The organism is Aeromonas sp. Lyrl_2 (assembly GCF_051948815.1).
Taxonomy (GTDB): Bacteria; Pseudomonadota; Gammaproteobacteria; order Enterobacterales; family Aeromonadaceae; genus Aeromonas; species Aeromonas veronii.
In genome coordinates this window covers 116,579-129,012 of record NZ_JAYJLJ010000010.1, presented here as the reverse complement: position 1 = coordinate 129,012, position 12,434 = coordinate 116,579, and the positions used below count along the sequence as shown (strand labels likewise).

12 protein-coding genes are annotated in these 12,434 nt (G+C 59.4%); 10 read left to right on the top strand and 2 right to left on the bottom strand.

Features of this window, described 5'->3' with window-relative positions:
* The first annotated feature begins 4 nt into the window (after positions 1 to 4).
* The 10 genes from VF684_RS10975 to VF684_RS10930 all read left to right on the top strand — a co-directional run bounded on the left by VF684_RS10975 (position 5) and on the right by VF684_RS10930 (position 9,491).
* A complete protein-coding gene (locus VF684_RS10975) occupies positions 5 to 1,198 on the top strand; it encodes a type III secretion system needle length determinant (RefSeq protein ID WP_440174219.1) in 1,194 nt (397 codons plus the stop codon).
* Positions 1,195 to 2,121 (top strand): type III secretion system cytoplasmic ring protein SctQ, encoded by a 927-nt coding sequence (sctQ, locus tag VF684_RS10970; RefSeq protein WP_376899975.1) that lies wholly within the window; start codon positions 1,195 to 1,197, stop codon positions 2,119 to 2,121. Before VF684_RS10975 ends, sctQ begins: the two co-directional genes overlap by 4 nt.
* Positions 2,118 to 2,771: a SctR family type III secretion system export apparatus subunit AscR gene (gene ascR, locus VF684_RS10965; RefSeq protein WP_376899973.1), complete on the top strand. Its 654-nt coding sequence runs from the start codon at positions 2,118 to 2,120 to the stop codon at positions 2,769 to 2,771. Before sctQ ends, ascR begins: the two co-directional genes overlap by 4 nt.
* 1 nt (position 2,772) lies before the next feature.
* Positions 2,773 to 3,039 (top strand): SctS family type III secretion system export apparatus subunit AscS, encoded by a 267-nt coding sequence (gene ascS, locus VF684_RS10960; RefSeq protein WP_005334586.1) that lies wholly within the window; start codon positions 2,773 to 2,775, stop codon positions 3,037 to 3,039.
* Positions 3,036 to 3,824, top strand: a complete 789-nt coding sequence (ascT, locus tag VF684_RS10955; RefSeq protein WP_019446797.1) for a SctT family type III secretion system export apparatus subunit AscT — start codon at positions 3,036 to 3,038, stop codon at positions 3,822 to 3,824. Before ascS ends, ascT begins: the two co-directional genes overlap by 4 nt.
* Positions 3,821 to 4,879: a SctU family type III secretion system export apparatus subunit AscU gene (gene ascU / locus VF684_RS10950; RefSeq protein ID WP_005334588.1), complete on the top strand. Its 1,059-nt coding sequence runs from the start codon at positions 3,821 to 3,823 to the stop codon at positions 4,877 to 4,879. Before ascT ends, ascU begins: the two co-directional genes overlap by 4 nt.
* 137 nt (positions 4,880 to 5,016) lie before the next feature.
* Positions 5,017 to 5,967, top strand: coding sequence for a hypothetical protein (locus tag VF684_RS10945; RefSeq protein WP_139730784.1), 951 nt, complete (start codon positions 5,017 to 5,019; stop codon positions 5,965 to 5,967).
* Positions 5,967 to 6,398 (top strand): hypothetical protein, encoded by a 432-nt coding sequence (locus VF684_RS10940; RefSeq protein WP_323949969.1) that lies wholly within the window; start codon positions 5,967 to 5,969, stop codon positions 6,396 to 6,398. Before VF684_RS10945 ends, VF684_RS10940 begins: the two co-directional genes overlap by 1 nt.
* Before the next feature lie 249 nt (positions 6,399 to 6,647).
* Positions 6,648 to 8,780: a hypothetical protein gene (locus VF684_RS10935; RefSeq protein ID WP_139440102.1), complete on the top strand. Its 2,133-nt coding sequence runs from the start codon at positions 6,648 to 6,650 to the stop codon at positions 8,778 to 8,780.
* Positions 8,781 to 9,035: 255 nt separating this feature from the next.
* The gene (locus VF684_RS10930) at positions 9,036 to 9,491 is read left to right on the top strand and encodes a DUF3142 domain-containing protein (protein WP_341536349.1); all 456 of its coding nucleotides are present in this window, start codon (positions 9,036 to 9,038) and stop codon (positions 9,489 to 9,491) included.
* A gap of 13 nt (positions 9,492 to 9,504) precedes the next feature.
* On the opposite strand, the gene VF684_RS10925 is transcribed toward VF684_RS10930, so the two are convergent.
* Both VF684_RS10925 and malX read right to left on the bottom strand, forming a co-directional pair.
* A complete protein-coding gene (locus VF684_RS10925; protein ID WP_204381647.1) occupies positions 9,505 to 10,695 on the bottom strand; it encodes a PatB family C-S lyase in 1,191 nt (396 codons plus the stop codon).
* Positions 10,696 to 10,782: 87 nt separating this feature from the next.
* Positions 10,783 to 12,369, bottom strand: a complete 1,587-nt coding sequence (gene malX / locus VF684_RS10920) for a maltose/glucose-specific PTS transporter subunit IIBC (protein WP_376899969.1) — start codon at positions 12,367 to 12,369, stop codon at positions 10,783 to 10,785.
* Positions 12,370 to 12,434: the final 65 nt, after the last annotated feature.

Genomic DNA, 12,434 nt, shown 5'->3' with positions numbered 1-12,434 from the left:
AGTCATGAACCGAATCCTCCCGATACAGGGCACAGTGACAGCCCGGGGCGATACCCAGATGGCTGAAGCCAATCGGTCGCAACAGCAGCGTTTCGAGCAGGCAATGCGGCTTGAATCGGATCAAAAGGCACCCGACAAGCACAGGGCGAATGGCCAGAGCAAGACCCAGGAGCCTCGGCCTCAGCAACTATTACAGACGCAGCAGCAAAAAAAACAGGCAACCGATACGGTCCGGCAGTCTGATATTGCTGCTTCTCACAGCCAGCCAAAGCATTTACAGACACAACAGCTCATCACAAGAAAGGCATCCGGTTTATCCACCTTCCCGGAGGTGACCGAACGTGACCAGAAGGAAATCGAGAGCAAAAGATCGCAGCAAGTGCGGGATGCACAAGACAACGTGCACGAGGGCGGAACCAGAGATGTGGCGCTACCCGCCCCGGAAAACGCCTGTTCAGTGCCTTCATCAATGTTGAATACACCGGCCCCTCGCCCCCTCCTCGAGGGAGCTGGAGATTGGGCACCAGAGAGCGCTCTGTCAGCGATACCCTCTTTGATGAAAGAGCCATTGCACCACCCCGAGCAAAAAGAGAGTGGCTCGCGACAACATGATCTACAAACAATCGGGATCGCAGCCGGTATGGCGCTGCCGCTGAGCTCAGATCAAGCCACCCTTCAACAAGGTGAAGCCTCTCTTGCCCAAGTCTTCGAATTCGCCGAACAAAAGGTCTCCAACAGCGACACTGACTTCAATGCGCTCACTCTGAACGACGAGATACCCGAAGCCAGTGGTCAACCGATCCCCCCACAGGTGAAAACCCCAGGGGATCTGCAGCTCGCACGGCTGGCACCTGCCGAAAGTAATCGGGAACTGGGTCAGCTGCTGGAGCGACTGGCGGTGGATATCTATCAGGAGCTGGGCCGCCCGGAGCGTCCGCCGCTTCTGCGCCTGACATTGCCACAGCTGGGCGATCTCTCCATTCGCATCGCTCACCACCATGGCGAGCTGCAGATCGAGATCCTCGCCACGGCGCAAGGTGAGCTGCTGCTCAATCAGGGGCGCAGCGATCTGGTCGACCGCCTGCAACGGCTCTATCCCGGCGAGCGGGTCGCCCTCGATCTCTTCGGCCAGCCCGACAGTGAACAGGGCTCGCGCCATAAACGATCCATCTACGAAGAGTGGGATGCCGACGCATGACACCGATTGCCCTCACCTCCGCCTCGCTGGCGGAGTTGACTTTACAGCAGACCCTGAGCCAATACCGCCAGCACTTTAGCTGGAGTGGCGGCGAGCTTCTCCTCGCCATCGGTTTGCCGCCTGCGACACTCGATACCCGGCTGCAACTGCAGTGGCAGGGGCTCTCTTTGCCGCTGTTGTGCAACGGCGCAGAGCTGGCGCACTGGCTCGCACCAGTTCTACAACAGGCGGCACTGTTCAGTCTGCCCGAGCCACTGCAACTGGCGTTGATCGAACGGCTGGGACAACCCCTCGGTGGCCTCAGCTGCTCGGCGCTGACCCAACCGGAGAGGAACGTTCAGACCGATGAGCCCGCCCTGCAACTGCTGTTGCAACGGGAGGGGGCAAGTCTCGCTCTCTGGCTGCCGCAGCCCGAGCCTCTGCTGAGCAAGTTGCCACCACGACCACAGCAGCAGCGGCTGCCGTTGCCCCTCACCCTCTCCCTGCAGTGGGGCGAGATGGGGCTGACCATGGATGAGCTCGCCACTCTCGCCATCGGCGATGTGCTGCTGCCGCCGCCCCATCCGCAGCTCGGCCAGCAACTGCTGATCTGTGTGGAGGGTCGCCCCTTTGCCTACTGCCAACCCCATCAACAACATCTGGAATTGACTGCCATGCACAACGCTAAACCCGCTGACCCCTTCGGCCCGACCGAGCTGGAGCAACTGCCGATCCAGGTGAGCTTTGAAGTGGGCCGCCAGACGCTGGACTGGCACACTCTCACCAGCCTGCAACCGGGCGCCCTGATCGATCTTGGCACACCCCTCGATGGCGAAGTGCGCATCATCAGCAACGGCCATTCGCTGGGAGTGGGCCGACTGGTGGAGATCCAGGGTCGCCTGGGTGTACGGGTCGAACGCCTCGACAACGAGTCACAGTCATGATCCAGTTGCCAGACGAGCTAAACCTTATCGTCGGGCTGGCACTGCTGGCCCTGCTCCCCTTTATCGCCGTGATGGCCACCTCCTTCGTCAAGCTGGCGGTGGTCTTCTCGCTGCTGCGCAACGCCCTCGGGGTGCAGCAGATCCCCCCCAACATGGCGATGTACGGGCTGGCGATCATTCTCAGCATTTATGTGATGGCGCCGGTCGGCTTTGCCACCCTGGATTACCTGCGCCAGAACGAGGTGTCGCTGGCCAAATCCGAATCTGTGGAAAAGTTCCTCGATGAGGGGATTGCCCCCTACCGCGACTTTTTGAAAAAGCAGATCAAACCGCGGGAGCACGCCTTCTTTATCGACAGCACCAAGCAACTCTGGCCCAGCAAATATGCCGACCGGCTGGAGCCAGACAGCCTGCTGATCCTGCTGCCCGCCTTTACCGTGAGCGAGCTGAGCCGCGCCTTCGAAATCGGCTTTCTGATCTACCTGCCCTTTATCGCCATCGACCTCATCATCTCCAACATCTTGCTGGCGATGGGGATGATGATGGTCTCCCCCATGACCATCTCGCTGCCCTTCAAGCTGCTGCTGTTTGTGCTGCTCGATGGCTGGGCCCGCCTGACCCACGGGCTGGTCATCAGTTACGGAGGCTAGCATGAGTCACGCCGATATCCTTCACTTCACCAGCCAGGCGCTCTGGCTGGTGCTGATCCTCTCGATGCCACCTGTGCTGGTGGCGGCGCTGGTGGGCACCCTTGTCTCTTTGCTGCAGGCACTGACCCAGATCCAGGAGCAGACCCTGGGCTTTGTCGCCAAGCTGATCGCCGTGGTGATCACCCTGTTTGCCACCACCGCCTGGCTGGGTAACGAGCTCTACAGCTTTGCCGATATGGTGTTGTTCAAGGTGCCGCAGATCCAATGACGCTGGAGAGCCTGCAGGCCCAGATGCTGGCCTATACCCTGCTGCTGCCGCGCTTTATCAGCTGCTTCGTGATGCTGCCGGTGCTGAGCAAACAGATGCTGGGAGGGGCGATGATCCGCAACGGCGTGGTCTGCTCGCTGGCGCTCTACGCCTACCCCACAGTCGCCGACACCTTGCCGGATCAGATCGACGGCATGGCGCTGGCCATGCTGATCGCCAAGGAGGTGCTGCTCGGCCTGCTGATCGGCTTTGTCGCCGCCATCCCCTTCTGGGCCATCGAGGCGAGCGGTTTTCTGATCGACAACCAACGCGGCGCCGCCATGGGCTCCCTGTTCAACCCGAGTCTCGGCAGCCAGACCAGTCCCACCGGTCTGCTGCTGACCCAGACCCTGATCACCCTCTTTTTTGCCAGCGGCGCCTTTCTCGCCCTGCTGGCCGCCCTGTTCCAGAGCTATATCAGCTGGCCGGTGGCGCACTTTTTCCCCACTATCGACGAGCAGTGGGTCAACTTTTTCTACAGCCAGTTCAGCCATATGTTGCTGCTCTGCGCTTTGCTGGCGGCGCCGCTCTTGATCGCCATGTTTCTGGCCGAATTCGGGCTGGCGCTGATCAGCCGCTTCGCCCCTTCACTGAACGTCTTCGTGCTGGCGATGCCGATAAAAAGCGCCGTCGCCAGCCTGTTGCTGGTCATCTACATCAAGCTGATGATGGATCACGCCTATCAACAGGTGCTGGCAGTGATGGATCCGCTGCAACTGCTGATCCCCATTCTGGAGGCGCGATGAGCGGCGAGAAGACCGAACAACCCACCCCCAAAAAGTTGCGGGATGCCCGCCAGAAGGGGCAAGTGGTCAAGAGCAAGGAGGTGGTCTCCACCGCCATCATCCTCAGTCTGGTGGGCATGCTGATGGCGATGTCCGACTACTACCTCGAACATCTGGGCAAGCTGATGATGATCCCGGAATCCCACATCAACCTCCCCTTTACCCAGGCGCTCAACCATGTGGTGGAGAACCTGATGCAGGAGATGGCCTATCTCTGCATTCCGCTCCTCGCGGTCGCGGTGCTGGTGGTACTCGCCTCCCACTTCGCCCAGTACGGTTTTCTGCTGAGTGGCGAGTCCATCAAGCCCGACATAAAGAAGATCAATCCGGTGGAGGGGGCCAAGAAGATCTTCTCCATCAAGAGCCTGATGGAGTTCGTCAAATCCCTGCTCAAGGTGAGTCTCCTGAGCCTCTTGGTGTGGGTCACCATAAAGGGCAATCTGCAAGCGATGCTCCAGTTGCCCGGCTGCGGCATGAGCTGCATCACCCCGGTGCTGGGGGGCATGCTGGGCCAGCTGATGGCGGTTTGCGCCATGGGCTTTGTGGTGATCGCCATCGCTGACTACGCCTTCGAACACTACCAGCACATCAAGCAGCTCAAGATGAGCAAGGACGAGGTGAAGCGGGAGTACAAGGAGATGGAGGGGAGCCCCGAGATCAAGAGCAAGCGCCGCCAGTTCCATCAGGAGTTGCAGTCGAGCAACATGCGCGCCGACGTCAAGCGCTCCTCGGTCATCGTCGCCAACCCGACCCATATTGCCATCGGTATCCGCTACGAGCGGGGAGAAACCCCGCTGCCGGTGGTGACCCTCAAATTCACCGATGCCCAGGCGCTGCAGGTACGCAAGATTGCCGAAGAGGAGGGGATCCCGGTGCTGCAACGCATCCCGCTGGCCCGTGCCCTCTATCGGGATGCCCAGCTCAACAACTACATTCCCGCCGACCAGATTGAGGCGACCGCCGAGGTTCTGCGCTGGCTGGAGCAGTGGCGCCAGAGCGAAGGGCCACAGTGGTAGGGCAGCACGCTGCCCGACTGGCCAAACAAACTGCGCAACACGCGAAAAACTGACAAATCCCCGACCGCTCCCTGATATAGCGCGCCGTCACGGCTCGGTATCATTCCCTTATCGTCAACCCTGTCGGGAATCACATCATGGCCTTACCAGCAATCGGTGGACACATTCACCTCAACCGCCCAGCCTCACCCCAACAGACAGAGGCCAGCCCGCTGCTGGCCAAGGGTAACGAGCTGTTCGAACAATCCGTCAAGCGCGGCATCGGCCACTTCCAGAGCAGCGATCTCAAGCAGGTCATCAGCGCCCTGCGCCAGTTGCAAAGCGCCCCCGATAGCGGCAAAGCGCAGCGGGTGCAGGATGCAATCCAGCACTGGGAGCAGCACCACCCCAAAGAGGTGGCAGCACGCGGCGCTCGTCTGACTGAACTGAAGCAGGCCCTGGCAGAACAGGGTGCCATCACCAGAGCCGCCCCGCGACATGAACCGAAAGTGATGGCGGGTGGCACCCAGGCCCTGCTGCAAAAGAGCATGGCCGGACTGGAAAAACTGGGCAGCTACGCCTGCACCGACGCCCAGACCTTTGTCCAGCCGAACAACCCGAGCTATCAGAAGATCATCGGCAAACTCAACGCCTTCGGGCAGGATCCCCAGCGCCTGGCGGCCAACCAGCGCGCCAACAACAGCGCCAATATGGCCGCCATCCAGATCACCAGAAACAAGCAGCCACTCTCGTTGCGCACCATGGAAAACATCGCCAAAGCGGTGGATGACGCCAAGGCCGGTTGCTGCTCGACCCTGGCCTATTCGGCGGCGGCCGAACTGCTGCGCCACAACAGTGACCAGCGGATCGAAGTGCTGGCCCATCGTGGCGCACAGGGTCACGCCCAGACCCACTGCTTTGTGGTGATTGGCCGCGCCGAAGGGAGTGAACTCACCAAGCCGGAAAGCTGGGGGCCACACGCCAAGGTAGTCGACCCCTGGGCCGCAACCATAGGGGCGCCACTGGTCGGTACCCCTGCCCGCCCCCCTATAGCCAACCTGTGGCCGCCCACAGAGTCGGTCTTTGATAACGCCCATCGGGAGGATTAATGATGTTCCATGCCATGCTATCAACCCTCGTTCGCCAGCTATCCCTGCCGCAGGAGTGCCTGCACGAAGAGGGGCTGGATCTGCAGGCGGGCCCCTTCAGCCTCCATATTCGCGAGCGGGATCAACTGGTGACCCTGTTTATTCCGCTGGGGGATATCCAGACCCCCTCCCTCGCCGCCATGGCCGACTGGCCTGTGCTGCAACTCAGTAGAGACAGCGAGCAGAGCACCCTGCTCTGGTGTCGCGAGTGGCTGGACAAGCTGGATGTGGATCTCCTGACAGATATGGTCAGCCGCATGCTGCATCAGGCTGAAGCCCTGACCCAAGGCACTGCACTAGCAGCTACCGAGCTCAGCGAGCTCAGCGAGCCAGCAATCGAACCAGCCATGTCACGCCCGAACAACGCTATCCCGACGACCATTCGTGCCTGAATTTGGCGTAGGTTGACAACTGAGCACAGCGCAACCAACACGGGGCCATCACTGATGGTCCCGTTTTTATTGCAGGCCTAACAACGTAAGGCCATCAGCATTCTGTTATCTGCTTGAACGCCCATCATAAACCACTGAAAGGTTGTCGATTGCAACCCACTTGCGTACTATTGCCAGCCATTGTGCTTCAGGCTTCTTGGCTCGTGATTCAAGGAGTTGTCACTCGGCAGATAGTGGATACCGCCTCTTATGAAGATCTTGAAATACTGTTCGGCACTGGCACTCACGCTTGCTGCTTTTCCTTCGGTTGCCTCATTCGACCAAGACGGGTGCAGTTTTTGGCTGACAGACTGTCCATTGCCTGCTTATCCGCTTTTCCTTTCCGAAAATGACACCAAGAGCAACTTGCTGATGCTGCTGGCTGACAAGCAGCGACTCTCCCTCCCCTTTATACTTCCGGCCGATCCGGCCAACGAACGCGATATGGAGCTCTTCTCTCTGCAACGCCTGCCACTTCCCGACGAGTTGGAAGGCCCGGAACTGCGTGAACAGCTGGTTAGCCGGCTCACCGCCCATGACGCCTCGCTCCCGGCTTTGCTGGAACACTATGCTGGTCGGGATGCTCTTTACGGCCGAGCCATTTCCAACTCGCTGCAATCTGTCAGTCAATTTCTTGATGCCCTTGAGCAGAGTGACCTGTCACCTACCGAGCGCACGCTTCTGCTCAAAACCCGCTTACAGCTCCTTGGTCAACAGGAAGATAGCCCCCAGTCTTCCGACGTCACAATGAGCGAGTCTGCCAGGGAGTGGCAGGCTTATCTGGATGCGGCCCGCCACTTCTACGAAGGTCATTTCTCCGAGGCATTGACCGGCTTTATGGCTCTGCAAGGGGCAAAAGCGCAGTGGGTTGCCGAAACCGCGAACTATATGGTGATGCGAACACACCTTAATGCAGCGGTGAAAGATGCTCAGAGCGAGTATGGTGATACGGATTTCACCAAGAGTGATAAAGAGGCGCTGAAACAGGCCATGACACAGGGGCAGTCGTATCTGGCGACCTATCCGCAAGGCCGTTACATCAGTTCGACCAAGGGGATGTTCAGACGCATCAACTGGATGGCGGGTGACCAGGCTTCATTGCGCGATAACTATAGCGAAGCGATAGCCGCTGACCACTCCCTGCCGGAACTTGAGGCGCTGGTTAACGAAATAGATCTCTCTTTGCTGAGCGCAGATGCTTATCGAAATGAACTCGCCTACGAGGATAAAACTCAGCCTGAGCTGCTGTTTATCAATGCACTGCGTGGCCTCAGAACTGGCTATGACCAGAAACGCAACTGGAGTGACGAGCAGATCGATGAGGCCATCCAACAGCTGCAAGAGACGGGTAAAACGGAAGAGGCTACCTATCTGCAAGCTTATCGATTGCTGCAGAACCAACAGTTTGATGCTGTACTGGCGCTGTTGCCCAAAACAGAAGGACAAAACGCATCAACCCTGGCGTTTAGCCGCCAGTTGCTGCGCATCTGGGCACAGCAAGGAATGAAGGCGTTTGACCAGGCAGAGCAAGCCCTGATGACGCTCGTAGCGGCACCTCTCACTCAAGCCCAACAGGCATTCGTGGAAAACATGCTGGCAGATCAGTGGGTACGTACCGGCAATACTGCGGCCATTTTCAACAAAGAGAGCCCTGTCACTCAGTTGCGGATACGCACCGTCGTGTTAAAACAGTCGGCAGATCCGGACGTGCTTCGTCAGCAGGCTCGGCAGGCCACAAGCGCCTTGGAAAGACAAATCGCCCTGCATACCTTGCTGGTGAGAGACCTGATTGCAGAGGATTACGCAACGTTCCTGAAAGACGTGACACTTATTCCGGCCGACTACAAGGAGGCTACCCCACCCAAGGATGAACCATGGCAACCGGTACCCAACAGAGATGTGCTCTTGTCAGCATTCAAGTGGGGAGGTGAAGGCACACCGCAGGGCTATTACTGCCGTGATTTGGCCTCCACTCTCGGCACACTGCTGCAACACCCCGGAGACGGACACGCACTCAACTGCCTGGGTGAATATCTGCGCAACAAGGATCCCGCGATCAATTTGTGGCAAGGAAAAGAGATGGTTTGGGGATTGTCAAAACCTGAGTCAGCCACCGCACCAAGTAGGCTAAAGCTATATCAGGCCGTCATGGCCAACCCTAAAGCCGAGCCCGAAGACAAGAGCTATGCCCTTTATAGAGCCATCAACTGCTACGCACCATCAGGCTACAACGGGTGTGACGATCAGGAGCTCCCCAAGAGCATGCGGCAAGCCTGGTTCAACACGCTCAAGCAACGTTATGGCAACTCGGTATGGGCCAAATCACTCAAATACTACTGGTAAACCATGCCCCAGCCCCTCGTGCCTGGCCTGCTAATTCTGTTATCGACACTTGCTGCGCCACTTAAGGCAAATGTCGATGCCAACAGCTATGACGCATTCTGGCTCTGGTCTGCCACCCGACATCAGCCAGTCCTGGCACAGGCAACCACCCTCTATTTGCATCAGGGTGAGATCCTGAACAGGCCATCCGGCCCCCGTTTTATCAAACTGGGGCGCGCTCCAACGCCACTTCAGACCGAACAACTCTGGCTTGTCGTGAGAGTGAATACGCTGCCGCTCTCTGCCGATCACAAGAAGTTGCTGGTCAGGCTGTATCAGGAGTGGCGCAAGGCCGGAGCCAAAGTAACGGGTATTCAGATCGACTTTGATGCAGCCACCCGCCAACTGGATCGTTACGCCACCTCTTTGCAGCAGTTGCGACAAGTGTTGCCGGCAGAGTGCAAGCTCAGCGTAACGGGCCTGCTCGACTGGGCCAAGACGGGGGATGTGGCGCAACTCAACAGCCTTCCGGTCGATGAGATAGTCATCCAGACCTATCAGGGAAAACATACGGTACCGGGTTACAGCGCCTATCTACCCGCCATGATGCAGCTCACCATTCCATTCAAGGTTGGTCTGGTGCAGGAGGGCGAGTGGGAACCCTCGTGGCAGGCAAAGCTTGCGACCTCCCCCCACTACCGGGGGGAGGTCGTCTTCTTGATCAATCGCTAGTCCAGGATATCCCTTACTCCACCTCCCCCAGCGCACCGATCAGGGCGTCGAGTCCTTGATCTACTTTCGAGCGCGGGCAGCCGACATTGAGGCGGATATAGCCTGTGCCTTCCGGGCCATAGGTGTCACCGCGCATGATGGCGACCCGGTATTTCTCCACCAGCAAGGTTTGCAGCGCATCCATCCGTTCGGGGGAGTCGATGCCAAGGCCGCGCAGATCAATCCAGGCGAGATAGGTTCCCTCGGGCACCCGATAGTCGATGGCGGGGAAGGCGGCATTGAGCCGCGCCGCTACATGGGCGAGGTTGCCGTGCAGATAGCTTTTCAGGGCATCTAGCCAGGCTGCGCCGTCCCGATAGGCGCTGATATGAGCCAGCACGCCGAGAATGGGCGGCGATGAGAGGCCGTGGGCCGCTTTGAGCCGCTGCAGATAGGCGGTCCGCGCCGCTGCGTTGGCAATAAAGGCGTAGGCGCCGCCAAGGGCAGGAATATTGAAGGATTTGGAGCCCGAGCTCACCAGCGCCCAGTGATCGTCCGGCGCTACCTCGCTCCACGGCAGGTAGCGGGCAAAGCTCACATCCATATGGATGTCGTCCGAGATGACCTTGACCCCGTGACGCTGGCAAATGTCGGCCATCCGGCCGAGCTCATCCCGCGTCCAGACCCGGCCGGTGGGGTTGTGGGGGCTGCAGAGCAGCAAAATCCGGCAATCGGGGCGAGCCGCTTGCTGCTCGAAACATTGCCAGTCGATCTGGTAACTCCCCTGCTCTTTTTTAAGCGGACAGGGCAGCAGCACCCGATCGTTGGCAGCCAGCATATTGCCGAAGGCGTCGTAGGCGGGGGTATGCACCAGCACCCCTTCCCCCGGCGCCGACCAGAGGCTCACCAGCTGGGCAATCACATAGATGACCGAGGGGCCGTAAACCAGCGTCTCGGGGTCGAGGCTCGCGCCGTAGCGGTGGGCAAACCAGTCGCTCACCGCCCCCTTGAAGTCGTCGTGATTCCAGCGGCTGTAGCCAAATACCCCGTGCTCAAGGCGGGTGGCCAACGTCTGGCGAATGCAGGGGGCGGTCTCGAAATCCATGTCGGAGATGGTAAAGGGGAGCAGATCGGCATGGCCAAAACGGTCGGCTACATAGTCCCACTGAGTGCAGTAGGTGCCGTGGCGGTCGACCACACGGTCGAAGTCATAAATATCGTGCATGAAGTTTCTCCCTCCATAAACAGGAGACATATTGGGAGAGGCAAACAAGGGGGGCTTGCGCCCCCCGTTCGGATCTTATTGGCCGGTTCAGGCCCCCATCAGGCTCTGCAGCTGGTTTTTCACCAGATGGACCTGCGGGCCGATCACCACCTGCAGGTTGTGCTCGTCGAGTTTGATCACCCCGATGGCGCCGTTTGCTTTCAATACCTTGTCATCGACCCGGCTCATGTCCTGCACCGACATCCGCAGGCGGGTGATGCAGTTATCGAGCGCAAGGATGTTATCGGCACCGCCCAGGGCGTTAAGGATGATTTCACCGTTGTAACCGCTGTTGCCAGCCTTCTTGCCTGCGGGCTGGGCAGTCTCGCTGGTTTCAATCTCGCGGCTCTCTTTTTCACGACCAGGGGTTTTCAGGTTAAAGCGCACGATGGCGAAGCGGAACACGCTGTAGTAGATGGCAAACCAGATGGCGGCCGCGACCGGCACCAGATACCACTTGGTGGCGGTGCCTTGCAGCACGCCGAACACCAGAAAATCGATGAGGTTGCCGTCGGTGTTGCCAATGGTGACCCCAAGCAGCCCCATGGTCATAAAGCCGAGCCCGGTCAGGATGGCGTGAATGACGTAGAGCACCGGCGCCACGAACAGGAACAGGAACTCGAGCGGCTCGGTAATGCCGCCGATGACGCAAGCCACCACGCCGGAGACCAGCAGTGCCTTGATCTTGCCGCGATTTTCCGGGCGGGCGCAGTGATACATGGCGAGCGCCGCGCCCGGCAGGCCGCCGAGGAAGGCAGGCATCTTGCCCTGAGAGAGGAAGGAGGTGGCAGAGACCGAGAAGCCGGTGGTGTCAGCGCAGGAGAGCTCGGCGTAGAAGATATTGAGGGCGCCGCTCACCTCGTGACCGCATACCAGCTGGGTGCCGCCCGCTTCGGTAAAGCGGATCAGCGCCACCAGAATGTGGTGCAGGCCGAGCGGCAGCAGCAGGCGCTCACCGGTACCGAACAGAAAGGGGCCGAAGGGACCGGCGTGGGAGATGAGCGCTCCGATACCGTTGATGCCGGCGGCAAACCAGGGCCAGGCGAACGGCACGACCAGACCGACTACACCCAGCACCAATACAGTGATGATGGGCACGAAGCGGGCGCCGCCGAAGAAGGCGAGCGCATCGGGCATCTTGTAGGTGTAGAAACGGGCGTGGAGCTTCGCGACGATCACCCCGACGATGATGGCCCCCAGAATCCCGGTGTCGATGGAGCTGATGCCGAGGATCGATTTCACTCCGTAGGCCTTCTCCGCGGCCGCGTCACCGATGACGTTGGCCACGGTGAGGTAGAAGTTGATGGAGAGGTTGAGCGCCGCATAGCCGACGAAACCGGCAAAGGCCGCGACCCCCTTCTCTTCTCGCGCCAGTCCGAGCGGAATGGCCACCGCAAACATCACCGGCAGATAGATAAAGGCCACCAGCCCCACCTTGGTCATCCAGAGGAACAGCAGTTGCAGCACGGTATTGTCGAGGAAGGGCATGCTCTGCTTGACCGCATCGCTGGTGAGCGAGCTGCCGACACCGAGCAAAATACCCGAGAAGGCCAGCAGGGCGACCGGCAACATAAAGGTCTTGCCGAGGCTCTGCAGGAACTCCCAGATAGTGGATTTGGCTTGAGGCTTGGCCATGAAACGGCTCCTTGTGAATAGACAGCAATATCTGCGGCTGCCCTCCCCCGCTCGAGGCAATCTCG